The organism is Dryocola mayonis, from assembly GCF_051307045.1.
In the GTDB taxonomy this organism is placed as follows: Bacteria; Pseudomonadota; Gammaproteobacteria; order Enterobacterales; family Enterobacteriaceae; genus Dryocola.
Window position 1 is genome coordinate 2,573,247 of record NZ_CP150452.1, and the last position, 26,549, is coordinate 2,599,795.

The window sequence follows — 26,549 nt, forward strand, 5'->3', positions numbered from 1 at the left end:
TTTATCTTGCAGGATCAGGCGGCGGTGCCGGCCAGACGTTGTTCACGGTTTAAGTTTTGCAGCGCGGACACATCAACAATCAGCGCGACGCTGCCGTCCCCAAGAATGGTGGCGGCAGAAATGCCCGGCACTTTGCGATAGTTGCTTTCGAGGTTCTTGACCACAACCTGATGCTGCCCAATCAGCTGATCGACCAGCAGCGCGTAGCGGCGGCCCGCGCTTTGCAGGATAACGACGATGCCCTGCGTGGCCTGGGTTTTCGCCCCTTCCACATCGAAGAGTTTCCACAGCTCGACCAGCGGCAGGTATTCGCCGCGCACCTCAAGCACGCGCTCGCCGCCCGCTAGCGGATGCAGATCGTCATCTTTCGGCTGCAGGGATTCCATGACCGCGTTCAGCGGCAGGATAAACACCTCATCGGCGACCTTGACGGACATGCCGTCAAGAATGGCCAGCGTCAGCGGCAGCAAAATGCGGATGGTGGTACCACTGCCCGCTTTGGACTGGATCTCAACGTGGCCGCCCATTTCCTGGATGTTTCTTTTCACCACGTCCATGCCCACGCCGCGGCCGGAAACGTCGGTCACCTGCTCGGCGGTGGAGAAGCCCGGCGCGAAGATCAGCATGCCGACCTCGTCGTCAGACATGTTTTCGTTCACCGCCATCCCCTGCGAAAGCGCCTTCGCCAGGATGCGTTCGCGGTTCAGGCCGGCGCCGTCATCAATCACCTCGATGCAGATATTGCCGCCCTGGTGCTCTGCGGATAGCGTCAGGTTGCCGACTTCAGACTTACCGGCCGCGCGGCGTTTTTCCGGCGACTCGATGCCGTGATCGAGGCTGTTGCGCACCAGGTGCGTTAACGGATCGATAATGCGTTCAATCAGGCTCTTATCCAGTTCGGTAGAGCTGCCCAGCAGGGTCAGTTCCACCTGCTTGTTGAGTTTACCGGCGAGATCGCGCACCAGCCGCGGGAAGCGGCTGAAGACGTACTCCATCGGCATCATACGAATCGACATTACCGATTCCTGTAAATCACGCGCGTTGCGCTGCAGCTGCCCCATGCTGGTGATAAGCTCGCCGTGGTTAACCGGATCCAGCTCGTTAGAACGCTGGGCCAGCATCGACTGGGTAATCACCAGCTCGCCTACCAGGTTAATCAGCTGGTCGACCTTTTCCACCGCCACGCGAATGCTGGTGGACTCAGCTACGCGCGCCGCAGGTTTTTCCGCGCGGGCGACAGGTTTTGCCGCCGGTGCCGCCACTTCCGCTACCGCAGCGGCCTGGGCCGCAACGGCTACCGGAGCCGTTTCCGCAACCACTTCCATCACCGCAGCGCTCGCCGCCAGCGGCAGGAACGCAATCTGCTCGGGTTCAATGACAAAGCACAGCACGGCGGTGATGTCATCGGCGCTGACGCTGGTTTCAAGCGTCGCGGTAACCGAGCTTGCGCCTTTTTCGACGTCGCTAAGGGTACCGAGGTTTGAGAGCTCTTCGAGCAGCAGATCGCGCTCGCTTTCCTTAAGCCCGCTGATGGCCACGCGCAGCCTGCCGTCGTTCGCAGCGGCCGCCGCCTGGGCCGGCGCCTCGTTTTCAACGACGGTCAGCTTCGCAGGCGCGGCGGCCGCTTCGCCTTTGGCCTCAAGAGCCAGCTGGCGCAGCGCTTTACAGATATAGTCAAAGCTCTGAGCGTCAGGTTCCGTTGAGCTTTTATAGGCATCCAGCTGTTCTTGCATAATATCTTTGGTTTCCAAAAACAGGTTGATAATGTCGGTATTAAGTTGCATTTCGCCGCGACGGGCCTCGTCGAGCAGGTTTTCCATTAAATGGGTGGTTTCCTGCAAAACGGAGAAGCCAAAGGTGCCGGCTCCGCCTTTTATCGAGTGGGCCGCGCGGAATATGGCGTTCAGCTGCTCTGAATCTGGCGCTTCGGGAACCAGGTCCAGCAGGTGTTGTTCCATATCAGCCAAGAGCTCGTCGGCTTCGTCAAAAAATGTCTGGTAAAAATCGCTGATATCCATGCTCACGCTATCACCTCGTACCTGGTTGTGGCGGTAAAGTGGACTGCGCCGGAGCCACGGCAGCAGGTTCTTTCAGAGTGCTCAACGGTTGATTGTCGCTCTCTGCGTTTTCATGCACGATGGCTTGTTCGGCTTGTTTATTTAGCACCAGCAAACTGATGCGACGGTTTATGGCATCTTCCGGCCCGCGGTCGGTTACCCGCATCGTGGAGGCCATGCCCACCACGCGCAGCACCTTGCCGTCGGCCAATCCGCCGTATATCAGCTCGCGACGGGAAGCGTTCGCGCGATCGGCGGAAAGCTCCCAGTTGCTGTAGCCGCGTTCGCCCATGGCGTACGGCAGATCGTCGGTGTGGCCGGAGAGGCTAATCTTGTTCGGAATATCATTGAGCAGCGGCGCGATGCTGCGCAGAATATCGCGCATGTAGGGCTCGACTTCCGCGCTGCCGTTTTTAAACATCGGGCGGTTCTGGCTATCGATAATCTGAATGCGCAGCCCCTCCTGCACCAGGTCGATTTGCAGATGCGGACGCAGCGCCCGCAGCTTCGGATCGGCCTCGATAAGCTGATCGAGCTGGTCGCGCAGGCGTTTCAGGCGGCTGGTCTCCATGCGTTTTTTCAGCTCGTCGATATCCGGATTTTTTTTCACTTCGCCCTGCTGCTGGGTGACGTCATCGCCGCCGCCGGGAATCGGGCTTGAGCTGTCGGCGATGCGCTGTCCGCCGGTTATCGCAGCGCTTAGCGGGGTTTTAAAATAGTCGGCAATCTGCGCCAGCTCTTTGGGGCTGGAGATGGAAATCAGCCACATCACCAGAAAGAACGCCATCATGGCGGTCATAAAATCCGCGTAGGCAATCTTCCAGGAGCCGCCGTGGTGTCCGCCGCCGTGGCCTTTGTGCTTGCGCCGTCTTACGACAACGATGGGATGGGCCTGATTCTTCATACTTCTTCTTCCGTGGCGCGCGCCTGGGCATTCGGAGAGCGGACGGCACGGACGTGTTCTTCAAGCTCGACGAAGGAGGGGCGTTCGCTGGAATAGAGCGTTTTACGGCCGAACTCGACGGCGATTGGCGGCGCGTAGCCGTTAAGGCTTGAAAGCAGCGTTACTTTGACGCACTGCATCATCTTGGTGGTTTCCGCGCTTTTCTGACGCAGCACGGTTGCCAGCGGGGAAATAAACCCGTAGGCCAGCAGAATGCCGAGGAAGGTCCCCACCATCGCATGAGCAATCAGCCCGCCGAGTTCGGCCGCCGGCCTGTCGGCTGAGGCCAGAGCGTGCACCACGCCCATCACCGCCGCGACAATACCGAACGCGGGCAGCGAATCGCCCATTAGCGCGAGGCTGTTTGCCGGTATTTCCGTTTCGCTTTCGTGGGTTTCAATTTCCTCATCCATCAGGGCTTCGATTTCGAAAGTATTCATATTTCCGCTGATGATCAGACGCAAATAGTCAACGATAAAATCAAGCATCGTGGCGTCGGCTAAAATACGCGGATAGCTGGCAAAAATTTCGCTTTCTTTAGGATTTTCAATGTCGCGCTCAAGAGAAAACATTCCCTGCTGACGAGATTTCGCCATCAGGCGATAAAGCAGCGCCATTAAATCCATATACATGCTTTTGGTGTATTTCGAGCGGCGAAACAGCAGCGGCAGCGCCTTAAGCGTGCTTTTTATCGCTTTACCATTGTTGCCCACGATAAAGGCCCCAATACCCGCGCCACCTATAATGACAAACTCCGCGGGCTGATAGAGCGCCCCCAGGTGACCACCGGTCATCATATAGCCGCCGAATACTGTCCCGAGTACAACCAGGTAACCTATTAATATCAACACGAGTCAGTCCTTCTGCTGTGGTGTGTGGCGAGGACTTACAGGAAGGCGGCCTCAAAGGGGCCTTGCACAGGGCAAAAAAAAGCAGCGGTAATCGCTTACCGCTGCTGGAATGCTCGTACACACAAGGCCTGTTAAATGGCCTGTTCTACCTGTTCATCCAGCAGTTGTGGAATAATATCGGCAGCGTTTGCAGAAAGTTTACGTCTTTTTACCGCTCGTGATGGCGGCTGGCACAAGCTACAGGCGAAGCTGCCCGGCGGCTGGTGGGCATGGGTAATAAAATTGCCGCCGCAGCAGTTGCAGCGGCTTAGCTGGAGCATTCCGCTTTCAACAAACCGCACCAGCGTCCAGGCGCGGGTCAGCGCCAGAAGCGGGCCGTCGGCCTGCGAAGGACACTGTTCCAGGTACAAACGGTAGGCTTTAATAACGGCGTCGACGCCGCCGCATTGTCCGCTACGCAACAGGAATTGCCATGCGTTACAGAACATCGACGCGTGGATATTCTGCTCCCATGTCATAAACCAATCCGTGGAGAAAGGCAGCATCCCCTTCGGCGGTGGACTGCCGCGCAGCTCTTTATAAAGTTTGATCAAACGACCGCGGCTAAGCTGCGTTTCGCTTTCGAGCATCTGCAGCCTGGCACCCAGCGTGATAAGCTCCATCGCTAACTGTATGTCGCGCGCTTCCTGGACAATGCTTTTTTCGCTCATTTTGTTACGCCCTTTTTTTCTTAGGTGCCTCGTCGCTGACTGACACCTCATTTAATAAGCGGGTGGATAACAAAATACCCGTATGAATTTGTTGTAAATCATCCACACGCGAGTCTTGCGTTAAGCGAGTAATAGTCTGGTTATCACTAAAACGGAACTGACAAATCAGCTGATTGGTCTCCGCTAATTTCACCATTTGTGGCAGCGTTAATTCCCTTAAGGTGTTAGCCATATCTTCGCCAACCCCTAAACGAAACATCGCCGAAGCTTTATCTTGACTAATAAGCCTTTGTGCAAGCAGTAAATAAGACAAATTAATGTCGTAAATATGTTTTAGCAACTCGGATGTATGCATTTTTCCCATCCAGAATAACCAACTATTATTGTATGCGGTTGAACCGCACCCCGTGATGTCGCCGGGTAAACCCGGTAAAAGTGAAGCAAACGTTAAGGCCAAAAATGCATTAGTTGATGTCGTGCTCCGCCGGCGGCCCTGCCAGGTAAAACCACAGCCTGAAGCTGTCAGAATGCGTAACGTCTTTCTCAGCTTTCTTACAAAAAACTAAGATTTTTCCTAATTCGCGCAAACTCTACTCGTAGCACATAGCACATACAATGCGGCCAGCCGCGATTTTAGAATTTATGTGACGTGGATCACATAAATTTACCCTATATATCGGGCAAAACCATCAGCCAGGCTTTTCAATTGAGCGTTTTTTAAGCAAATCAGGAATTTCCGACGCTGCGGCCGGGGAATAGCTTCACTTTTGAACAACAATTTGGTGACTTTTCAACTAGTTCCTTTTTTCTGCCAACTGCAAAAGTGTTAAGCGGATCACGCTTCGTCGGCCAATAAGCGATTAAAGTTATATTTATCAAAAGGTTAAATTAAATCATTTTTGAACTTTAACTGCTAATGACTATTACAGATGCGCTGGTTTACCCAGGTTACTATCGCATTTTGGCATTAAAAATAATTCTAAAGTTGGATGGTTTATTGGCGCTTTTCTGCTAGCTGGATATGTTGCAAATTCATTACATAAGAATAACTGAACTATTTTCATGAGCAGACTCACATTTCTTACGGTTACTGTCGTTGCGCAGATGTTAAAACTAAGGTATGAGATGCTTAAGCACAGGGTACCGGGAGCCACAGGAGGTTGAGATGAGTTATACGCACGTGTTGGTAGCCGTCGCCGTCACGCCGGAAAGCCATCGGCTGGTACAAAAGGCCGTTTCGATAGTTAAACCCGTTAACGGGCGTATCTCACTGATAACGCTGGCTTCCGATCCGGAAATCTACAACCAGCTCGCCGCGCCGATGATGGAAAACTTGCGCGAGCTGATGCTCGAAGAGACGCGGATTTTTCTGGACGAACTGACGGATAAAGCGGGATATCCCATTGAGAGCACCGTGATTGCGACGGGCGAACTCAGCGAGCATATTCTGGCGGTGTGTGAGAAGCAGGATGTGGATTTAGTGGTCTGCGGCAACCACAATCAGGGCTTTTTCAACAAAGCGATTTGTTCTGCAAAAGCGGTGGTTGCGTCGAGTAAAATTGATGTGCTGCTGGTGCCGCTGGTTTGAGAAGCGACGGCGGTTATTAACGCTTATCTCCTGCTAAATATGACGTAAAAACGGGTAGCCTTATCGCTACCCGTTATTTATAACATCATGCCAGTTTTGGAAAAGTCGCCACTTTCTGCTGCAGGTGCGACGCATCGCTACGCGGCGTTACCTGCTTTAAATCGTCCACGAACCTCTCCTGCCAGTGGTTAATGTCGTTGCGGCAAATCACTTCCATCATTTCGCTGTGGCGCGAAATTCGTTCGGCTAAAGGCATGGTTAACGCCCTGTCGAGCGCGCTTGCCACGTCGTCCCGATCGTAAGGATTAACAATTAGCGCCGAGGTCAATTCATTAGCCGCACCGGCGAATTTCGACAGCACCAGCACGCCGGGGTTGGCCGGATCCTGGGCTGCAACGTACTCTTTTGCCACCAGATTCATACCGTCGCGCAGCGGCGTAACCAGCCCGACTTCGGCATAACGGAAGACCTTCATCAGCAGCTTGCGGTCAAAGTGCTGGTTGAGATAGTAAAGCGGCGTCCAGCCCAGCTGTCCGTATTTGCCGTTGATGCGTCCGGCTTCGGTTTCCAGCTGGTGGCGGATATCCTGATAGGCCTGCACGTCGCCGCGGGAGGTGGGCGCAATCTGGGTGTAGCGGATTTTGCCGTGGTGCTGCGGGTAGTTCTCCAGCAGCGCCTCAAAGGCGAGAAATCGCTCCGGCAGCCCTTTGGAATAATCCAGACGCTCGACGGAGAATATGTTCTTGATATTGCCCAGCTCCGCCTTAAGCTGCACCAGCTTCGGCGGCAGCGGCCCTTTGGCGTTCTGCGCGATCTCTTCCGGCTCGATACCGATAGGATAAACTTCCGTGCGGAAGGTTTTGCCGAAGGCCTGATGCTGATGCTTACCCTGGTTCCCAAGGCGCGTCATGCTCGCCACGCAGTCGAGGAACGCCAGGCGGTCGTTTTCGGTCTGGAAGCCCAGCAGATCGTAATCGCACAGCGCTTCAATCAGATCTTCATGCGGCGGCAGCGCGTTAAACACTTCCGGCGTCGGGAAAGGAATGTGCAAGAAGAAGCCGATGCGGTTATTAAGCCCCTGCTTGCGGCATTCCGCAGCAAACGGCAGCAGGTGGTAGTCGTGAATCCACAGAATATCGTCGTCTTCCACCAGCGGCTTAAGCTTGTTCGCCAGCAGGGTATTTACCCGCGCATAGCCTTCCCAGGCTTCACGCTGGAAATCCACCAGATCGAGGCGATAGTGGAAAGCCGGCCACAGGACCGCGTTAGAAAACTGCAGATAATATTGTTCGTAATCTTGCTCACACAGGTTAAATGAAGCCCATGTGATGTTGCCCCGCGTGACCTTTTGCAGCGGCGCATCGGGATCGCCGATCTCCCCGCTCCAGCCAAACCACAGCCCGCCCGCGGCCTTAAGGGCGCCTAAAATACCCACCGCCAGCCCGCCGGCCCCGGCTTTCTTGTCATCTGGTGGTGCAATGCGATTAGAGACTACTACTAAGCGACTCATAATCTTCTCCCCGTAAAGTTTCTGTCTTTTGTTGTTGTTCTATATGGTGCGTAAGCTTGCCCAGCCAGTGATAAACCATCCTGACATTGGCGAGGCGATATGTTGCAAGGGTGTCTCCCGCACCGACTTTGACCGTCACTCCTCCCAGAGCGTTAACCTGCTTAAATCCGGCCTCGTCGGTAAGGTCATCGCCAATAAAGACCGGGGTGCGGCCTTTAAACGGCGCTTCTTGCATAAAGGCCCGAATAGCGGCCCCTTTATTAATGCCCAGCGGTTTGAGCTCCACGACGCATTTCCCCGGCTGCAGAGCCAGCTCCGGGAAACGTTCGGTCAGCCTTTGCGCCAGCCACATGATTGCCTCTTCCGCCTCCGGCGCCTGGCGGTAGTGAAGCGCGAAGGCCATGCCTTTGGCTTCAAGCTCGGTGCCCGGCAGCAGCGCCAGCGCTTCGGTAAGTTCCTGATGCAGGGTTTTAACCAGCGGTGCCGGCAGCGTCACGACATGGGTTTTATCATTGATATCGCGGCGCTCCGCTCCATGAACCCCCGCAAGAGGGAAATGGAATGGCGTGGCGAGCTTGTCCAGCTCGGCCATGGAGCGCCCTGAGATCAATGCCAGCGCCCCATCACTCATCACGGACATTTTCTGCAGCAGGGTGCGCACCGCGGCCGGAATGTAAACCTGGTCCGGGTGCGGTTTGATTTCAGCCAGAGTACCATCGAGGTCAAAGAAAAAGGCAAGATTGCCGGAAAGTAAAGGCGGTACAGATACGACTTCAGCCACCTGTGGCTCCTCCTTAATAGGTGAAAATATTCACCGATCCGATAACTTAAAATTAATATTAGCCATGTAAGTATAGACAGGCAGAGCAGTGTGGCAATTTTATAAGATAAATCGCCAGCCCTTATGGGGACTGGCGCTGCGATTAGGAGGAGTCTGAAGCGAACGGTGAAAAAACGTTATACGCTGCGTTTGGCCTTCTGTTTGTAGCGGTCGAAAATCACCGCCGCCAGCAGGATCATGCCGCGCACCACGTACTGCGAGAACGGGGAGATATTCAGCAGGTTCATGGCGTTTTCCACGGTGCCGAGAATCAGAATGCCCGCCACTACGTATGAAATTTTGCCGATGCCGCCCTTAAGCGAAACGCCGCCCAGCACGCAGGCTGAAATCACGATCAGCTCATAGCCAATCGAGGTCATCGGCTGGCCGCTGGTCATGCGCGAGGCGAGGATAATACCCGCCGCTGCCGAGACCAGGCCCGACAGCACGAAGATAATAATCTTGGTGCGCACAACCGGCACGCCCGCAAGCCGCGCCGCTTCCTCATTGCCGCCAATCGCCAGCGTGTTGCGCCCGAAGGTCGTTTTATTAAGCAGGAAGCCAAAGATAATCAGGCAGCCCACCGTCAGCCAGATTGGCGCAGGCAGGCCGAACCAGTTGGCGTAGCCAAGCGTAAAGAAGCGCTCGTCCTCGATGCCCACGGCTTTACCGTCAGAGATGATATAGGCCAGGCCGCGCACGATTTGCATGGTGGCAAGGGTCGTTATCAGCGCGTTTATTTTCAGCCGGGCGATAACAAAGCCGTTCACCAGGCCGCTTAACACGCCGAGCAGCAAGCCTGCCGCGACGCCGATCCACAGGCTTTCGGTCATGTTGATGACCACGGCGGTGGTTACGCCTGCGCAGGCTATAACCGACGCCACGGAGAGGTCGAAATCCCCCGAGGCCAGGCAGAACAGCATGCCGCAGGCCACCATGCCGGACATCGAAATGGCAAGCCCCAGCCCCTTCATGTTGACGAAGGAGGAGAAGTTGGGCACGAAGATCGCACAGCCGATAAACAGCACCGCGAACACCACCAGCATGCCGTAGTTATCCCAGATGCGTCCCAGGCTTAACGTCGACCTGCGCGCGCCGCCTGCCGTTCCCGGCGCGTCGGATTTAGTTAATGATGACATTTTGTTCCCCTTACTCATGCTGCACTCGCACTGGTTTTAGGCATCGCCAGACTCAGCGCCTGCTGCTCGCTGGCCTCGCCATGCAACAACTCGCCGGCAATTTCCCCTTCGCGCATCACGATGATGCGGTCCGCAAGGCCCAGCACTTCGGGCAAATCGCTCGACGCAAACAGCACCGCCACGCCCTGGGCCGCGAGGGCATAAATTACGTTATAAATTTCATGCTTCGCGCCCACGTCGATGCCGCGCGTAGGTTCGTCAAGCAGGCAGATTTTCATCTCTTCGGACAGCCAGCGCCCCAGAATGGCCTTTTGCTGATTGCCGCCGGAAAGGTTCATTATCAGCTGCTCCGCAGACGGCGTTTTAATATTCAATGAGCGAATGTGCGCGGCGGCGTTCTCACTCTCCCACTGGTTATCGATCAGACAGCCCGCGCTGATATGCTTGCGCCGCGCGCTGATATTGATATTGTCCCGCACCGAATGGACGGGGATGATGCCGTCGGCCTTGCGGTCTTCCGGACAGAGCATCATTCCGGCGCGAATGGCGTCGCCGGGTTTATTAATGGCGACGGCTTCGCCGTCAATCCACACCTGCCCGCCCGTGATGCGCGTGCCGCCGAACAAGCCTTTCATCAGTTCGCTGCGCCCGGCGCCCACCAGGCCAAACAGCCCGACGATTTCGCCGCGGCGCACGTTAAGGGAGATCGGCATGCGCACGCCCGGCGCCTTCACCTCATCCAGCCGCAGCCGTTCCGGCCCCTGCTCGCGGGGCTGCCAGCCGTAGATATCGCCGAGGTCGCGCCCGACCATGGCCTGCACCAGCGAATCGTGATTCACCTGCTGCATATCATCGAAGGTGCGCACGTAGCGCCCGTCTTTAAACACGGTGATCGCATCGCTTAGCGCAAAGATCTCCTCCATGCGGTGCGAGACATAAATAATCACCCGCCCTTCCGCGCGCAGTTCGCGGATGACGCGGAAGAGATTGTCGATTTCACGCCGGGAGAGCGAGCTGGTTGGCTCATCAAAAGCGATGACCTTCGCGTTGCGGGCAAGCGCCTTGGCGATTTCCACCATCTGCCACTGGCCGATAGAGAGGTACTTAAGGGGCGTTTGGGGATCGATATCCAGCCCAAGGTGCTCCAGCTGCAGCCGCGCTTCGTAATTGAGCAAAGAGCGGTTCACAAAGCCGGCCCGGTGCGGGATCTGGCCGAGGTAAATATTCTCGGCAACCGACATTTCCGGCACCAGATGCAGCTCCTGATAGATGATGGCCACGCCTGCGTTAAGCGCCGCGGTGGTGTCGCTAAAAGCGACCTCTTCGCCGCGTAAAACGATGCTGCCCTGGCTCGGAGCATAGTTTCCGCTGAGGATCTTCAGCAGCGTGGATTTACCCGCGCCGTTTTCTCCCATCAGCGCGTGCACCTGCCCGGCATAACAGTCGAAGCTGATATCCTGGAGCGCTTTCACGCCGGGGAAAGTTTTGCCGATACCACGAAAAGAGAGATACGGTGTTTGTGGTTGCATGATTTACCCTTTACCTGATGTCGGGCGGCGGCCTGCGCTTGCCCGACCTGTGTTCCGGATTGAGGAATGCGGTATTGGGGTGGATAAGCGCACGCGCCATCCGCCGTATTGATTACTTACCGCCGAGCCCTTTTTTCGCCAGCTCTTCTTTAAAGTTATCCCGCGTGATCAGCACCACGTCGGTTACCTCGGTGAATTTCGGCGGCTCAGCGTCTTTGGTCACCCAGTTGTAAAGCATTTCGCTGCTCTTATAGCCGTGTACGTCCGGGCTTGGCAGCAGAGAACCGTAGAAGCCGGTGGCCTGGGCTTTTGACAGTTCGCTTACCGCATCCACGCCGTTAATGCCCACGCCTATCACGTCCGGCGCCTTAAAGCCCTGGCCTTCGGTAGCGCGCACGCCGCCCAGCACGGTGTTGTCGTTCATGCCGACGATCAGCCAGTGCTTCACTTCAGGATGCTGAACCAGCATGGAGTTGGCGGCGTCAAACGCCCCGGGGATATCGTTCGATTTGGTTGGAACCTTGTAGATCTGTTTTTCCGGGAAGCCCGCGACCTTCAGGGCTTCCATCGAGCCGGAGGTGCGGCGACGGGCGGTATCCAGCTCATCGGCGGTAATCGCCATCACGGCGGAGTCTTTTACCTCCCAGCCGCGTTTTTGCATCTCTTTATACAGCTCCTGGCCCTGACGCTCGCCGATTTTGGTGGCGGCCATCATAACCAGCGGCACGGTTTCCATCGGCTTGCCTTTCGCGGTGACGAACTGATCGTCCACCGCAATCACTTTCATGTCGTAGCTTTTGGCCTTCGCGATAATCGCCGAGCCCAGTTTTGGGTCCGGGGTGCAGATAACAAAGCCTTTAGCGCCGCTGGCGGCCAGGCTGTCAATAGCGTTGAGGGTTTTTTCGCCGTCCGGTACGGCAATCTTAATCACTTCAAAGCCGAGGTCCTGGCCGGCCCTTATCGGCAAACTTCCATTCCGTCTGGAACCACGGCTCTTCAGGTTGTTTGACCAGGAAACCTAATTTCATGGTCTCGGCGATAGCGGATTGTGACATAACCGCCGCGAAGCCGATGGCCGCCAGCGTTTTAGTAAATTTGTGCATGCGTACTCCAGATCGATTTTTTTATTCGTAAGGTAAGGTCGATGTAAAACAAGCTTTTAGCATCAGCGGTTTTTACAACCCGAGCTGGAGATAGTTTTAGCGGGAAATTAATCATCCATAGGAGAGCGAAATCACACCGCAGAATTACAGTAAAGACGTGCATAGATTCAGCAATTTAAGCCATAAAACGGGCGGGATATGTATGATGAATGCTTTATTGATTAGCTGATTTGTCCATAAGGTTAGCCAGCGCGTCCCTGCGGCCTGGCTACGGCTGCCACAGCGTATTGATGCCTTCGCCAGGGCCGGTTACCGGATCCCGATCGGGCCTGGGAACCTTAGCGATATTTGCCTGTACCTGCGCAAGCTGCCCCGGCTGGTCAAGGTACTTATCCGGCGAAAAACCGTCGGGATAAGCCCCCACGCACATAAAATCTTCCGAGGCGTCGATTTGCTTATGCCCCACGCCCGCCGGTATCAAGACGGCGTTTCCGCGCGAGATATCGACCACCGGGCCGGTTTCGCCGCCAAACTGAATCTTCGCGCTGCCCGCGAAAACGCCCAGCACTTCGTGCGTGTTGGAATGAAAGTGCGTGTAGGTAAAGACCGGATAGCGCCAGCGCGGCGGCCAGCCGTTGCTGGCGAAAAGACGCTCAAAAGCTTCGGCGAGGTTTTCTTCGTGGGAGACGTGATGATAAAGCACGAGCGGCAGCGCGCTGTTTGGCACGCCGCCGCTCGGCTGGTTCAGGGCCAGAGTTTCCAGTTCAGTCGCCATTTCTTTCTCCTCGGTAAAAGAGTAAGTATAGAAACGACCGCACCAAACGAGTTATTCATCGCCAGGGATAGTAAATATGCTGCGCGTGATCGCAGGCGGCAGCCTCATCGCCGTTAAGCCTTGCAGCAACGGTGAGGGCGAAATCAAACACCTTCCCAAGCCCTCTGCCGCTGATTAAATTTCCGTCCTCAACCACGTCGGCATCGCTATACACGCCGTCCGTCACCTGCTGCCATAAGTCCCCGGAACAGACGTAGCGACGGCCTTTGAGCAGCCCGTTGCCGCCCAGCACGCGCGCGGCGGCAGAACAGATGGGGCAGATAAACTTGCCCTGCTCGTCGTGGCGGCGAACAAACGCGATAACGCTGGCGCTTCGCGCGAGAAACATGCTGCCCTCCGGGCCGCCGGGCAAAACAACGGCGTCAAACGTGCTGTCGAAACTTTCGCTCAGAACGGCGTCGGCCACCATCGGGATGCCGTGATAGCTCACTACCGTGCGGTTATCCACGCACGACAGCGTTTGAACCTGAATATTCAGACGGCGCAAAATATCAATGGTGACCACGGCCTCCGCCTCTTCAAAGCCGGGCGCCAGCAATACGGCAACGCTTTTCATCTCCGATCTCCTTTGTACAGCAATTCACCAGTAGGGATACCAGACCTGACGTAAACGCGCCAGCGCCTCAAGGTAGAAGTAATCGCCCCAGCTACAACACTGATCGACCCCTTTGCCGCTCGCCATGTGATAAACCGAATGCTGCAGCAGCCCTTCGGTGGGATCCTCGTCCCGCGCCAGATAGTTTTCGGTAAGCGACAGCACGATGCGCAGCGCCATCTCTTCATAGTGCGCGCGGTGTTCATCCAGCGTCGGCAGAGCTTTCACCAGCTCCAGCAGGCCGCAGGCCGCGATGGGCCGCCGCCGAGCTGTCGCGCACCGCATCGGTTCCCAGCAGCGCCAGATCCCAGTGGCAAACGTCGTCTTCCGGCAGGCGGTTGATAAAGTAGTGGGCAAGGCTGCGCGACAGCTCCACCATTTTTTTATCGCCGGTATGCAAATAGCTGAGCAGGAAACCGTAGATGCCCCACGCCTGGCCGCGCGACCAGCAGGAGGTGTCGCTGTAGCCCTGATGCGTATTGCCAAAGCGCGGCTCGCCGGTTTTCACATCCATATAAAAGGTGTGCCAGGTCGACGAGTCCTCGCGGACGATATAGTTCGCCGCCTGTTCCACGTGCGCCGTCGCCGCCCGCGCGTAACGCCGATCGCCCGTCTGCTCGCTTGCCCAGTACAGCAGCGGCAGGTTCATATTGCAGTCGATGATCATTCTCCCCTGCTGTTCCGGGTCGTTCAGATCGCCCCACGCCTGGATAATTTTCGCCACCGGGTTAAAACGTTCCATCAGCGTTTCAGCCGCCTGCAGCGCCGATTTTCGCGCGGCCTCGTTGCCGGTCAGCCGCCATGCGCTCACGCAAGAGAGTGAATATAAAAAGCCGAGATCGTGCGTCGCGGTATCAATACGTTTTTCGATGCGCTCGGCGAAAGACGGCAAATAGCGCTCGGCGGCGGCGCGGTACTTCTCATCCCCCGTCATCTCCCACGCCAGCCATAGCTGCCCCGGCCAGAAACTGGTGGTCCACTCCACGTTAGCGGTGCGCGGCCAGACCCCGCTTTCACAGGCCTCGCCGGGGAAGCGGTCGCCAAATGCGACGATATTTTTATCGAGCTTGCGCGCGGCGCGCGCCAGCGCCTCGTCGAGCTTCTGGCGAAGCTGGTGCCTGTCGACCTGATGAAGCTCAATGGGGCGCAGGGCTTCGGTCTTCACTGTCCTGGTCATAACCACTCCTGAATTAGCGTTTGGCCGGCTCAGCCGGGGCGGCTTCTAAAGCCGGGGAAAGAATGCGGGACTCATCGCGTTTCGCCTGGCAGCGTGAGAGCGTAAAGGCGGAAATAAAGGTAAACAGCAGCGCGCAGCAGCCCATCATCAGGTAGGTGTGCTCGAAGCCTATTTTGTCGTACAGGTAGCCCGCGGGAGGCGCCACCACCACCGAGCCGACGTAGATCATCGCCTGATAGCCAAGCAGGTACATGGTGGCGTTGATTTTCTTATGGAAATGCTCGGCGATGTATTTAAAGACGGAGATCAGCAGCAGCGAAATTTCGATGCCGTAAAGGGGCTTAATAATCGAAATAATGACCGGGTCGGTGGTAAGGCCTGAGGCAATCAGACGAGCCCCCACCACGCAGCCGCACAGCAGCAGCCCGCGCTTTGCGCCGTAGTGGTTAACCAGCAGCGGGATAAACATCATCATCACGAACTCGGTCCCGGACTGCACGGTGCTCAGGTAGCCGTACCAGGCGTTGCCCTGCTCTTTGGTTTCAAAGAACGAGACGAAGTAGCGCGGAAACTGCTGCTCGGCGACGAACATCATCCAGGCCACGCCCGCAACGTACAGGCTGAACATCCAGAATTTGCGGTTTTTCAGCAGCGTCAGCACGTCGGCAAAGACGATTTTGTTGGCGGAGATAACGTTGTTTTCGCGCAGCCGATCCTCACCGATTTTCAGGCTAACCAGCACCAGTAGCATCAGCACCGAGGTGGCGCTGCTGACCAGAAAGTTAGCCAGCGGCGTGAAGTTAAACAGCAGGCCGGAAACCGAGGCCGCCATCGCCCAGCCGAGCGATCCCCACATACGAATGCGGCCAAACTCCAGCCCGTAGAGGCGGCTAAAGCGGTCGGCGTAAGATTCGGAGGCGGCAACGCCCGCATACCAGCCGAGGCTGAGATAAAGCGCGCCTGCGACTATTCCAACTGTGGTGTGGCTTAGCAGCAGCGGCTGATAGACGGTGACGAAGAACGGCGCCATCAGGGCCGACACGGCGCAGACGAAATAGAGCAGCCGCTTGCTCATGCCGATTTTGTCCATGATGTAGCCATAAACCGGCTTTAGGATCACGGCGAACACGCCGTTGACGGCGAAAACGCTGCCGATGGTGATGCTATCAAGGCCCACCTTTTGACTCAGCCACAGCGCGTAAAGCCCAAAGCTCGACGACCAGGTAAAAAAGTAGAGGAAGATAAAAGCGCTCATTTTTATCTGCGCGTTACGTACGGGCGTTGTGGTCGTCATACGGAGATCTCCGGCAAGGCGGTCAGGGTCAGACATTTTTCATGGTGAGCCGTCACAAGGCGTACAACGTCATCGCGAATGATGGCCTGCGGGCAAAGCTGCGCGCTAAAATCGGCCGCATTCCCCGCCCAGACGGCGCCGATCAGCAGATTTTTTCCCTGCGCCAGCTCTGCGCGCAGCAGCGGAACGGCCGCCCGCTCGGCAAACAAAAGGTTGCTGTTTGGCGGCGTTAAGACCTGTTCGCCGCGACGAAGCGCGGGGCTGAGGCAAAAGATGGCGCTGATATCTGAAGGGGTAGCGAGCCGGCAGCGGCCCGGACCCGCCTCGACCTGCGGCAGCGGACGATTCGGCACGCTGAAGCCGCCCTCCGCCGCGTCGAGATCGCGCGCCGAATTGATGTGGTGCACGCGCAGCTGCCATTCGCCAAGCGGCAGCAGCCAGGTGTCGATAGTCACGTCGTGCCAGGGCTGCCAGCGGCTGTAAATCATCCCGTCCGCGGTTTGCACACAAACGCAGTCGCGGCGCCCGCGCCAGTAGTTATCCTTTTCGGACAGCAGCAGCATGGAATCCGCCGCGGCGTGCGCCAGCCCGTAGCGGCCGCGCTCGACGGTAAAGCCATAGCGGGTTGAATAGGCGAACTTGCAGTATTTGGCTTCGGTATTGACGAAGTTGTTCAGCTCAAGCTGGCCGGAAGTCAGCATCCACAAATGATCGGGCTGGTGCACCAGAATCTGATCGGCATGAGGAATAGCGTGCTCGGCTTCAGGCTGCGGCAGCGGCAGCTCTTTTGCCTGCCAGAAAGCGTCGTCCCCGGCAAGCGCCAGCACCAGCATGGTTTTCAGCCCCCAGTACGGGGAGCCCGGCGCGTTGTAGTCTTCGGCCATAATCAGGTTCGGATAGCTATACCCCACGCTTAATACCCCGTCCCTGTCGAACAGCGGCTGCTTCATCCACCAGCGTAAATGCCGCAGCACTATGCCTTTAACGACGCCCGGGGAATAAACCTCCAGGCCTGCAAAGGCGGCGGCGCTCCAGAATGCCGCCTGGGCAAAGCGATAGGTCAGGCTGCGGCCAAACGGAACGGCAGCGCCGTCCCCGGCGAAGAAATGAATAAAGTCGGCGGCGAACAGCCGGGCGCGGTTTCGTAACTCAGCGCAGCGTTTGGGATCGGCCTCTTCCATCAGCTTCGCGTAAATCAGGCCGTAGAAGTGAAAGCCCATCGAGATGTAATAATCGCGCGGACGGCCCGGCCCGTCGGAGTACCAGCCGTCGCCAAGGTAATAGCGCTCCATGGCGGCAAAATGTTTTTCCAGCGCCTGCGGGCTGGTTTCCATGCCCGCCTTATGGAAACCGACCTGCACCAGAATCGGGAAGAAATGCCAGTTGTTGTCCGGAATAGCCTGGCTTTCGCTCTGTTTTAACCAGCGCCAGAGGTTGGTTTTTTCCTGCTCGTTGAAGTGCGCCAGCACCCTCTCGTGGGCCAGCGCCAGCAGCAGGCCGTAGGCGGCCATTTCCACGATGCGCTGATCGTACGGCTCCGCTTCTCCCCAGTAATCCGCATGCTGCGGGCAGGTGCCGTTTTTTATCGCCTGTATATAGAAAGAAAACTGCTCCGGCTCGCTGCCGCCGGCGAGTAAAGGCGTAACGCCCCACAGCAGGCGCGAAAAGGTTTCCATATTCGCCACCCGCTGACCGTAATGCGCCGTGAAGTTGGCAAGGTCCACGCGGCTGGCGTCTTTTTTAAAGAATGGCGTTACCGCATTAAGTAATTCATTCACCAGCTGCCGGAGGTCGTTTCGGCAGCGCAAGGGATTGGTGAGCGTAATATTTTCAGGTTGCAAGATGTCCTCCCGTCAATAACGAGAAACGGATAAGTTATTGTTATTTAGCTCTTCTACAGCAGTGCAGGCGCTGACGAGGCAAAGAGTAGCCCCTTTTAAACCCGGCGCCGAGTGAGCGGGTTCACATTTTTAAACCGGTATTTCATTTTTACTGGATTTTTCGCCGCGCCGCGGTAATAAATTGCAAACCGTGGCGTAAAAATTTAAATCTATTGTCCTGGGGAAAAATGAGCGAACCGCAGCTGCTTGAACGAATCATCCTTGACGATCGGGTTATTTCCTTCCACCGCAGGTGGTCGTCGAGCGCGGCCTACTACCACTGGCACCAGTGCGTTGAGCTGCTTTATATCTCGAAAGGCTACGGCATCGTGGTGGTGGACAATCAGCATTACACCGCGCGCCCCGGGCGCCTGTTTATCTTTCCCCCCTTTCGCCTGCATAAAGTTCACGTCGACGAAAGCGAGAAAAATCAGTACCACCGCACCACCATGCATATTGAACAATCGGCGGTGGAAAGCGCGCTGCAGGGCTTTCCTCGCCTGCAGGGTCAGTTTGCCGCCCTGGCGGCAAGTAACGTTCCCGCGCAGATCTACGATTTAAGCGAGCGGGCGGCGTTTATGGAGGCGATCCTGGCGCAGTTCGACGCCCTTGAGGCTAACAGCCAGACGTCCGCCAGCGAGGTCGCTTTCCTGGTGATGCAAATCATGGCCTTTCTGCCCGCCCGGCCGCAGCCTTTCGCGCCCACGCCGCAGACCGCCGCCTCGCGCATAATGAGCTGGATCGAAGCGCATTATGCCGGGAAGTTTTCCTTAGACGAGCTGGCCCGGGCGATGGGGCTTTCGCGCAGCTACACCTCACGAGTGTTCCGCCAGCAGACCGGCGGCAGCATTCACGAGTATCTGCTGACCAGAAGGATAAAACGCAGCTGCGATCTGCTGCGCACCACGGCGGACAGCGTGGATGAGATTGCCCTCGCGGTAGGCTTCAGCGAGGTGACCTACTTTATTACCTGCTTTAAAAAATTGATGAGCCAGACGCCGTTGCAGTACAGAAAGGCAAGCCGACAGCGTTAACGCCGCCCCATGCGGATCAATTTTTCACATAAACCCATGCCAGGCCGATAAAGCGAAAATTGATGCAAAACAAATATTCCCAGTTTCAGTATTTATTGTATATGCGCAGAATATAACTCCACATTAACTTAGAAAAACTTGCATTGAATAAATTAACGCAATCTCTTCAAAGAAATATTTTCCTGAGCGATAAGTTGTAAAAATTAGTAAAACGGCAAAATTAGACGTTTGCTACCTACTCCAAAAGGATTATTCTTTTTAATGATTCAGGGGCTAATTACGCGCTGAACGTTATTCAAATTGGAACCGGCCAACTATTGTGGCGTCATTCACGAAGACGTGTTTATTTCGCACGTCCGTGGTAGTGCAGTTGAACATATATGGAGATTATTATGGCAGTTACGGAAATGGTTCAAAAACTCAACAAACAAGTAAACAGTGAATTTTACACGTCCAATCTTTACCTGCAGCTTAGCGCCTGGTGCGCGGAAAATAACTTAACCGGCACCGCGACCTTTTTACGTCACCAGGCGCAAAATAACGTTACGCAAATGATGCGCGTATTTAATTTTATCAAACAGTCAGGCGGCAATCCTGTCGTCGGCGAAATAGAAACGCCGCAAAGTCATTGCGACTCCCTGGAAGCTTTATTCCAGCAAACCCTTGCCGATTACCAGCAGCGCAGCAGAACCCTTACGCAGCTTACCGATGAAGCCAAAGCCATAAACGATTACAGGACGCTGCTCTTTTTACAGTCCGTCAAAAACGAACAGCTTCAGGACGGCGCGCTGCTCAATATACTCCTTGACGAAGTGCGCAACGCGGACAAAGCAGGCCTGTGTATGGCGCAGACCGACCAGTATCTGACTAACCTGGTCAACCATCAGCGGCACTAAATAATCCCTTTCTGAGTAGTGCTTTACCCGGCTCCGCGCCGGGTTTTTTCTTTATCTGAACCCGGCGGTAAGCTTTTTTGCACCATAGCAGACGCCGGGGCGCTTAGCGCATTGTTAACAAAATGTTATATCCAACTGTTTTTATTAAGTTTTAACAAATCAGATCTGGGTCTCAATGAGTAACCTTACAATTTGCAATGCTTTGCGGCATGAGCAAACTTTAAGGGATTACCATGATAGCCATTGAATTCATCGTCATCATTTTGTGTCTGCTGGTTGGTACCCGCTTTGGCGGGATGGGGCTGGGGTTAATCAGCGGTATCGGTCTGTTTATTTTGACCTTTATCTTTGGCCTCGAGCCGGGCAAGCCGCCGGTTGACGTGATGCTTACCATTCTTGCCGTCATCGGCTGCGCCGCCACGCTGCAAACGGCGGGCGGCCTGAACGTGATGATGCAGTTTGCCGAGCGCCTGCTGCGCAAACACCCTCAGCACATCACCCTGCTCGCCCCCTTCACCACGTGGACGCTCACGTTTCTGTGCGGCACCGGGCACGTGGTCTACACCATGTTCCCGATTATCAGCGATATCGCGCTGAAAAAAGGCATTCGTCCCGAACGCCCGATGGCCGTGGCTTCTATCGCTTCGCAGATGGCGATTACCGCCTCTCCCGTGTCCGTTGCCGTGGTTTCACTGGTCTCTATTCTGGCCGCGGGCCATGGGATTGGACGCGCGTGGGGGATTCTTGAAATTCTCTCGGTCTCCGTTCCCGCATCGCTCTTTGGCGTGCTGATTGCCGCGCTCTGGAGCCTGCGTCGCGGTAAAGATCTGGCTGACGACCCGGAGTTTCAGGCAAAAATTGCCGATCCAAAACAGCGCGAATATATTTATGGCAGCAGCGAAACGTTGATGAACCAGACCTTCCCGAAACAGGCGTACTGGTCAACGTGGATTTTCTTCGCCGGGATTCTGGTGGTGGTCTTGCTGGGCGCGGTGCCGCAGCTGCGACCCGCCTTTGAGGTGAAAGGCGCCATGGCGCCGCTGTCAATGAATCTGGTTATCCAGATGATGATGCTGATCGCCGGCGCGGTAATGCTTATCCTGTGTAAGGTAAACGCGACGGCCATTTCAAACGGCGCGGTATTTAAAGCCGGGATGGTGGCGATTTTCTCCGTCTTCGGCGTAGCGTGGATGAGCGATACGTTTTTCCAGGCGCACCTCGACGAGCTGAAAATAGCCTTGCAGGGCGTGGTGCAAAGCCACCCGTGGACGTATGCCATCGTCCTGTTCCTGGTATCAAAACTGGTTAACAGCCAGGCCGCGGCCCTGACGGCGGTCGCCCCGATGGGCCTGATGCTGGGCGTGGAGCCTAAAATGCTTATCGCTTTCTTCCCCGCATCCTATGGCTACTTTGTGCTGCCGACCTACCCAAGCGATCTGGCCTGTATCGGGTTCGACCGCTCGGGCACCACGCGTATCGGCAGGTTCATTATCAACCACAGCTTTATCCTGCCGGGTTTAATCGGCGTAAGCTGCGCCTGCGCGGCGAGTTACCTGTTGGTAATGACGTTCTTTTAATGGCGGATAACGACGCCTGCGCTTATCCGCCATAACGTTACTGAATCAATGCGCATCCTTCTGCGGCGTAAACTTCAGCTCAATCAGCGCAATCGCCTTTTGAATCGCGCGGCGGGTCACCGGGTCCGCTGCGGCAGGATGGGTGGCGAAATCAATCGTTTTTAGCTGGCTGGCCATTTTGTCGCGCACCTCAACCGGGGCAATAACGTCAATCACGTCCAGAATTTGCTTGATCACCAGCTGGCAGGCGACCACGTCGGAAACCAGCTCCTGGTCGGCGGATAGTTGTTCAGACATCTTGTTCTCCTGTTTCATATTGCGCGCCATAGTACATGCGGCGTGAATCACGAGGCAACACTCCTTTCCGCTCCCCTCCTGCGAGACGCCAAAAGGGGAGTATTGCGGACACAAAAAAACCTGCCGCGGCAGGTTTTTTTCATCAGCAAACTTTCTTAGAACATCGCGCCTGGCGGTACGTCTTTGAAGGTTTTGCAGTAGTTTTCAAACATACTTTTCAGGATTTTGCGCAGTTTCATCTTCTACTCCGGTTTTTATTTGTGCAGGCGTTGCTCGTTATGCGACCTATAATATGACTTCCATCACATAAATCAATAGATTTGTGACACATATCACACAATGTGCGTATGGATTTTTCCGCCCGTTTATATAAAACCCGTTGCAAATCCATCATTTAACTGATTACCTGTCCTGGTAAATTTTTAAAACATTATTTTAAATTCGAGCGACAACATGTCTGACAAGGTATCTTTTGTGCAAAAACGCGGCCTTTCCCTTACCGCGTTGCTGGTCGCCGGCGCGTTTTTTATGGAGTTTCTCGACGGGACGGTGATCGCCACCGCCCTGCCGCAGATGGCGCGAACCTTCGGCGCGGAGGCGGTGGATCTGAACATCGGCATGAGCGCCTATCTGCTTACGCTTGCGGTGCTGATCCCCGCCAGCGGCTGGATCGCCGACCGGTTTGGCGCGCGTAAAGTCTTCACCCTGGCGCTGGGTGTTTTCACCCTCGCGTCCGTACTGTGCGGCCTTGCCAACAGTCTTGAACAGTTTGTCGCAATGCGTGTTTTACAGGGCGCTGGCGGCGCGTTAATGGTGCCGGTAGGTCGCCTGGCGGTATTAAGAACGACGCCGAAACACCAGCTAATCACCGCCATAGCGACGTTGACCTGGCCTGCGCTGGTCGCCCCGATTATCGGGCCGCCGCTGGGCGGATTTATCACCAGCTATGCTTCATGGCGCTGGATCTTTTATATCAATCTTCCGCTCGGGCTTGCCGCTATGGCGCTGGCCTGGCGGCTGATACCGGACGTGCACGATGACGAGCGCCGTCCGTTTGACGGCATTGGTTTTGTCAGCACCGCCGTCGCCATGGTTTGTCTTGTGTACGGGCTGGAAAAGCTCGGCGAGGCAAATATTGACGCGGTCGCCACGTCAGTCCTGCTGACGGCGGGAGCGGCTGCGCTGTGGTTTTCCCTGTGGCATTTTAGACGCGCGCCGCATCCAATGATTCGGCTGGACGCTTTAAAGGTGCAGACTTTCGGCGTCACAATGTACGGCGGCTCGCTTTTTCGCACCTCAATTAGCGCCGTGCCCTTTTTGCTGCCGCTGCTGTTTCAGGTGGGATTTGGCATGGATGCGTTTCACTCGGGCCTGCTGGTGCTTGCGGTATTCGCCGGCAACCTGACGATGAAACCCGGCACCACGCCGCTTATCCGCGCGCTTGGTTTTAAAAAATTACTCATCGTCAACGGCCTGCTGAACGTTATCGCCCTGCTTGCCTGCGCTTTTCTTACGCCGCACACCGCGACCTGGGCGACCGTCGTGATCCTGTTTCTTGGCGGGCTGTTCCGTTCGATGCAGTTTACCGGCATCAGCACCCTCGCCTTTGCGGATATTCCCGCACAGCAAATGAGCTACGCTAATACGCTGTTTAGCACCGCCACGCAGCTTTCCGTGGGGCTGGGCATTACGCTTGGCGCAATCGGCATCAGGCTGGGAGAAAAAATCAGCGGGTGGCTGCATCTGACCGACGTTGCCGGCATCAGCATTAAAATCTCGTTTGTATTAATTACGCTTATTTGCCTGGCGGGGCTTTTCGATCTGCTGCGCCTGCCGCGAACGGCGGGCAGCGCGGTTTCAAATAAGAAGTGATGTCGGAAAGGCGTCGGTGATAAACGGCCGGTAGCTGTAGTTACCGACCGTTTTTTCAATCAGGCGAGGATTTCGCGCACGAAGGCTTCGATCTCTTTATTCTGACAGTTTTCAAAGAAGCACTGCTGGAAGCGTTCGCCGGACACGGCCGTTTTCACCAGTTCGGGATCGATAGCACGCAGCGTGTCGAGATAGTTCTCTTTCACCACCGCCGCCTTAACCTGGTTGAGGATACCGGCGTTACGCACCTGCGGCTCTTTGCGCTCAACCGGATAGCCTTCGCCCTTGCGGCCGGTAAAGGCTTTTTCGAAGATGAAACGCACATTCAGCTCGGCGCCCCAGCCGAAGCCTTTAGCGAACGGCAAAGACAGCGCGTTGCCGTTGTTAATCTGCGCAAACAGGAACGCGTCCGCAGGATCGATGCAGTAGCCGCACACCACGCCCGGATGGATGTTCAGGGACATCAGCGCGCCCTGGCCCGTACCGCAGCCCGTGACCACGAAATCAACCGCTTTAGCGTTCAGCAGAATGCTCGCCATAATGCCCAGATGAATATAGGTCAGATGATGATCCTGCTCATCGCTCATGCCGACGTTATAAACCGGATACTCTTTCTCAGCCGCCACGGCCTGCAGCTCTTTAAGGATGATGGCGTTTTTGCCAGCCTGACTGTTTTCCATCATCAGCGCAATTTTCATTCTTTCGTCTCCTGATTAGGTCACGGACATTTCGCTGTGAAAGACCGTGATGAATTGTCGTCGTGAACCGCCCGTATCGGCTAACCATACTATCAGACAAACATACTTTCAAATTTAATGAAAAATTGTTTTAAAAATTAAAGATGCGCTCACATTTCTCCCACCCGCCGCGCAGGCGTGGAACGCTCGGGGACTACAGGATGTGTGCTGAAAACCTCTGGTAAAACCGCCCGGCTGTTACGGGAGAAATTTGCCTTAGAGACTCATTTTCACGCCATTTAAAATGAAATTTTTTAGCTTTGTGCTGCGGGCAACGCCCGGAATTGCAGATGTGCTAACATACAAAAAAGTGCCGGCTGAGGCTTTCCGTTATGCATCGTTCTTCTTTATTTATTGCGGTCCTCGTCTTGAGCGGCTGCAGCTTCAATAAAACCCCGGAGCCGGTAAAAGGCAGCGAAGTCGCGGGCGTAGTACGTCTTGGCTTCGATCTCGCGCCTTTGCAGACGGCGAAGGTTGATACTTATATCGCGCAGACCACCGCCAGCCATCAATGCCAGCAATGGGGATATATCGCCGCCTTCCCTTACGGCGAGCCGATAAAAACCTGCACCCTGAGCAGCGGCGCCTGGTGCTTAAATCAGAAGGTCACACTTGAGTATCAGTGCCGCGGAGTCGGTATGGAAAAATATCTGCGCGATGAAATAGTGGTGCAGTAATATTCTGTCGCTATTTATATTTAATGATAAAAAAGAATAATATTAGCAACCATTCTCATTACAACAAATTAATTAACAATCTATTTGCATTATTGAAATTAAAAAAATAGAGTAGCGCCGTTAGCGGATTTTAATTTAATGGAGCGCACGATGCTGAAAGCAGAAATGGTCGAAAAACTTAACGAGCAAATGAACCTGGAGCTGTATTCCTCTTTGCTTTATCAGCAGATGAGCGCATGGTGCAGCTACCATAGCTTTGAAGGCGCCGCGGCCTTCCTGCGTCGCCACGCTCAGGAAGAGATGGAGCACATGCAGCGCCTGTTCGCCTACCTGACCGACACCGGAAATATGCCGTGCATTAACGCCGTACCGACGCCGTTTTGCGAATATCCATCGCTGGATGCTTTATTCCAGGCGACTTATGAACACGAGCAGTTAATTACCGGCAAGATTAATGAACTGGCCCACGCGGCAATGACCTCGCAGGATTATCCGACCTTCAATTTCCTGCAGTGGTACGTTGCCGAGCAGCATGAAGAAGAGAAGCTGTTTAAATCCGTGCTGGATAAACTTAGCCTGGTCGGTAAAAGCGGTGAAGGCCTCTACTTTGTGGATAAAGAACTTTCCACGCTGGATACCCAGGCCTGATTTGACGCGCTAAGCATTACGCCAGGCCGAAGCGGTTTTGCGCTTCGGCCTGTTTTAGCTATTAATGTAATTCTGAGTGCTGCCTGTTGTGCCAGTATGCAAATACGCTCAGCGCGGCAGGTTTGATATCCTCAATGCTGTCGATGAACACCTCGTGCGACAGGCTGTCAAGCTCATCGAACTTCTCTTCCAGCCCGTGCAGGGCAATCGGCTTAAGCATAGCGCGCAGCTCTTCCGGCAGCGGATCGACTTCCCACAGCATAACGCCGCGCATATAGCCAAAGCACCACTCTTCCACAATGGTGAACTCCTGCTCTTCAACGGTGCTGGTGCCGAACAACGGCTCGTATTGTTCCGGGTAGCCGCTCAGGCGCTCCGCAATATCGTTCACGTGCTTGAAGGTAAGCTCAACGAACTTTTTCAGCTCGTCCTGCGATTCCCACAGCGGCTGATCCCCTTCGCCGCCCCAGAACGCGGCAAAGGTCGCCTCCGGTCCCAGCTCTTTTGGCCCGGAAAGGATCGCCGTCAGCATGCCGTCCATTTCGGCGACGTCCATAATAGAGCGCTCGGTGGCGTGCTTTAGCAGCACGTCATCAAGCCATTCAATCTCTTCTTCGGTTAATGGTCCCTGGTGCATAAGCCGGACTCCTGTAGTGAATGGGGTTCACGCGCTGTCGGTGAATATTAGAGAATAGCAGGTAAGAGGGTGAGAAAGGCATTACGCAGGCAATAAAAAACCACCCGAAGGTGGTTTACACGACACTGCTTATCATTGATTTT

Annotated in this window: 24 protein-coding genes and 2 pseudogenes; 7 read left to right on the forward strand and 19 right to left on the reverse strand. The window is 55.4% G+C overall.

Going from position 1 to position 26,549, the window contains the following annotated elements; translation table 11 throughout:
- Positions 1-14: 14 nt before the first annotated feature.
- From cheA to flhD, 5 genes are all read right to left on the reverse strand, one after another.
- Complete coding sequence (gene cheA / locus WLO32_RS12455) at positions 15-2,018, reverse strand: chemotaxis protein CheA (RefSeq protein ID WP_435948299.1); 2,004 nt, start codon at positions 2,016-2,018, stop codon at positions 15-17.
- A 10-nt stretch (positions 2,019-2,028) separates the two neighbouring features.
- Positions 2,029-2,961: a flagellar motor protein MotB gene (gene motB, locus WLO32_RS12460; RefSeq protein ID WP_435945426.1), complete on the reverse strand. Its 933-nt coding sequence runs from the start codon at positions 2,959-2,961 to the stop codon at positions 2,029-2,031.
- Complete coding sequence (gene motA, locus WLO32_RS12465) at positions 2,958-3,851, reverse strand: flagellar motor stator protein MotA (RefSeq protein WP_435945427.1); 894 nt, start codon at positions 3,849-3,851, stop codon at positions 2,958-2,960. Before motA ends, motB begins: the two co-directional genes overlap by 4 nt.
- Positions 3,852-3,982: 131 nt before the next feature.
- The gene (gene flhC, locus WLO32_RS12470; protein ID WP_121269058.1) at positions 3,983-4,561 is read right to left on the reverse strand and encodes a flagellar transcriptional regulator FlhC; all 579 of its coding nucleotides are present in this window, start codon (positions 4,559-4,561) and stop codon (positions 3,983-3,985) included.
- A gap of 4 nt (positions 4,562-4,565) precedes the next feature.
- Positions 4,566-4,916: a flagellar transcriptional regulator FlhD gene (gene flhD, locus WLO32_RS12475; RefSeq protein ID WP_220667447.1), complete on the reverse strand. Its 351-nt coding sequence runs from the start codon at positions 4,914-4,916 to the stop codon at positions 4,566-4,568.
- Positions 4,917-5,726: 810 nt separating this feature from the next.
- Between flhD and uspC the strand changes: the two genes are divergently transcribed.
- Complete coding sequence (uspC, locus tag WLO32_RS12480) at positions 5,727-6,149, forward strand: universal stress protein UspC (protein WP_435945428.1); 423 nt, start codon at positions 5,727-5,729, stop codon at positions 6,147-6,149.
- A gap of 85 nt (positions 6,150-6,234) precedes the next feature.
- On the opposite strand, the gene otsA is transcribed toward uspC, so the two are convergent.
- The 10 genes and pseudogenes from otsA to WLO32_RS12530 form a co-directional block, all read right to left on the reverse strand.
- On the reverse strand, positions 6,235-7,659 hold the full coding sequence (otsA, locus tag WLO32_RS12485) for an alpha,alpha-trehalose-phosphate synthase (RefSeq protein ID WP_435945429.1): 1,425 nt from the start codon (positions 7,657-7,659) through the stop codon (positions 6,235-6,237).
- Positions 7,634-8,440, reverse strand: a complete 807-nt coding sequence (gene otsB, locus WLO32_RS12490) for a trehalose-phosphatase (protein WP_435945430.1) — start codon at positions 8,438-8,440, stop codon at positions 7,634-7,636. Before otsB ends, otsA begins: the two co-directional genes overlap by 26 nt.
- 176 nt (positions 8,441-8,616) lie before the next feature.
- Complete coding sequence (gene araH, locus WLO32_RS12495) at positions 8,617-9,618, reverse strand: L-arabinose ABC transporter permease AraH (protein ID WP_435945431.1); 1,002 nt, start codon at positions 9,616-9,618, stop codon at positions 8,617-8,619.
- A gap of 14 nt (positions 9,619-9,632) precedes the next feature.
- Complete coding sequence (araG, locus tag WLO32_RS12500) at positions 9,633-11,147, reverse strand: L-arabinose ABC transporter ATP-binding protein AraG (protein WP_435945432.1); 1,515 nt, start codon at positions 11,145-11,147, stop codon at positions 9,633-9,635.
- A gap of 112 nt (positions 11,148-11,259) precedes the next feature.
- Positions 11,260-12,250: pseudogene (locus WLO32_RS12505) on the reverse strand (arabinose ABC transporter substrate-binding protein).
- A gap of 268 nt (positions 12,251-12,518) precedes the next feature.
- Positions 12,519-13,025, reverse strand: a complete 507-nt coding sequence (locus WLO32_RS12510; RefSeq protein WP_435945433.1) for a cupin — start codon at positions 13,023-13,025, stop codon at positions 12,519-12,521.
- Between the two features lie 55 nt (positions 13,026-13,080).
- Complete coding sequence (locus WLO32_RS12515) at positions 13,081-13,641, reverse strand: DJ-1 family glyoxalase III (RefSeq protein ID WP_435945434.1); 561 nt, start codon at positions 13,639-13,641, stop codon at positions 13,081-13,083.
- A gap of 24 nt (positions 13,642-13,665) precedes the next feature.
- Positions 13,666-14,857, reverse strand: a pseudogene (locus WLO32_RS12520) (glycoside hydrolase family 88 protein).
- A 13-nt stretch (positions 14,858-14,870) separates the two neighbouring features.
- Positions 14,871-16,151: an oligosaccharide MFS transporter gene (locus tag WLO32_RS12525; RefSeq protein ID WP_435945435.1), complete on the reverse strand. Its 1,281-nt coding sequence runs from the start codon at positions 16,149-16,151 to the stop codon at positions 14,871-14,873.
- Positions 16,148-17,992: a DUF2264 domain-containing protein gene (locus WLO32_RS12530; RefSeq protein WP_435945436.1), complete on the reverse strand. Its 1,845-nt coding sequence runs from the start codon at positions 17,990-17,992 to the stop codon at positions 16,148-16,150. Before WLO32_RS12530 ends, WLO32_RS12525 begins: the two co-directional genes overlap by 4 nt.
- 227 nt (positions 17,993-18,219) lie before the next feature.
- On the opposite strand from WLO32_RS12530, the gene WLO32_RS12535 reads away from it, so the two are divergent.
- From WLO32_RS12535 to WLO32_RS12545, 3 genes are all read left to right on the forward strand, one after another.
- Entirely contained in the window at positions 18,220-19,065 is an 846-nt protein-coding gene (locus WLO32_RS12535) for a helix-turn-helix domain-containing protein (RefSeq protein ID WP_435945437.1), read from the forward strand.
- A gap of 392 nt (positions 19,066-19,457) precedes the next feature.
- Positions 19,458-19,961: a non-heme ferritin-like protein gene (locus WLO32_RS12540; protein ID WP_435945438.1), complete on the forward strand. Its 504-nt coding sequence runs from the start codon at positions 19,458-19,460 to the stop codon at positions 19,959-19,961.
- Between the two features lie 233 nt (positions 19,962-20,194).
- Positions 20,195-21,538: an anaerobic C4-dicarboxylate transporter gene (locus WLO32_RS12545; protein ID WP_435945439.1), complete on the forward strand. Its 1,344-nt coding sequence runs from the start codon at positions 20,195-20,197 to the stop codon at positions 21,536-21,538.
- A 45-nt stretch (positions 21,539-21,583) separates the two neighbouring features.
- Here WLO32_RS12545 and WLO32_RS12550 read toward each other — a convergent pair whose 3' ends face one another.
- Together WLO32_RS12550 and azuC are read right to left on the reverse strand one after the other, a co-directional pair.
- Complete coding sequence (locus WLO32_RS12550; RefSeq protein WP_121269138.1) at positions 21,584-21,835, reverse strand: DUF2766 family protein; 252 nt, start codon at positions 21,833-21,835, stop codon at positions 21,584-21,586.
- Between the two features lie 155 nt (positions 21,836-21,990).
- Positions 21,991-22,074: a stress response protein AzuC gene (gene azuC / locus WLO32_RS12555; RefSeq protein WP_014229869.1), complete on the reverse strand. Its 84-nt coding sequence runs from the start codon at positions 22,072-22,074 to the stop codon at positions 21,991-21,993.
- 214 nt (positions 22,075-22,288) lie between these two features.
- Here azuC and WLO32_RS12560 point away from each other — a divergent pair, with 214 nt between their 5' ends.
- Positions 22,289-23,707 (forward strand): MFS transporter, encoded by a 1,419-nt coding sequence (locus WLO32_RS12560; protein ID WP_435945440.1) that lies wholly within the window; start codon positions 22,289-22,291, stop codon positions 23,705-23,707.
- Positions 23,708-23,766: 59 nt separating this feature from the next.
- Here the strand turns inward: WLO32_RS12560 and WLO32_RS12565 are convergent, their stop codons facing one another.
- Complete coding sequence (locus tag WLO32_RS12565) at positions 23,767-24,405, reverse strand: RpiB/LacA/LacB family sugar-phosphate isomerase (protein ID WP_435945441.1); 639 nt, start codon at positions 24,403-24,405, stop codon at positions 23,767-23,769.
- A gap of 371 nt (positions 24,406-24,776) precedes the next feature.
- Between WLO32_RS12565 and yecR the strand changes: the two genes are divergently transcribed.
- Together yecR and ftnA are read left to right on the forward strand one after the other, a co-directional pair.
- Complete coding sequence (gene yecR / locus WLO32_RS12570; RefSeq protein ID WP_435945442.1) at positions 24,777-25,121, forward strand: YecR family lipoprotein; 345 nt, start codon at positions 24,777-24,779, stop codon at positions 25,119-25,121.
- A gap of 150 nt (positions 25,122-25,271) precedes the next feature.
- On the forward strand, positions 25,272-25,769 hold the full coding sequence (gene ftnA / locus WLO32_RS12575) for a non-heme ferritin (protein ID WP_435945443.1): 498 nt from the start codon (positions 25,272-25,274) through the stop codon (positions 25,767-25,769).
- Between the two features lie 61 nt (positions 25,770-25,830).
- Here the strand turns inward: ftnA and WLO32_RS12580 are convergent, their stop codons facing one another.
- Positions 25,831-26,406, reverse strand: a complete 576-nt coding sequence (locus WLO32_RS12580; protein WP_435945444.1) for a UPF0149 family protein — start codon at positions 26,404-26,406, stop codon at positions 25,831-25,833.
- Positions 26,407-26,549: the final 143 nt, after the last annotated feature.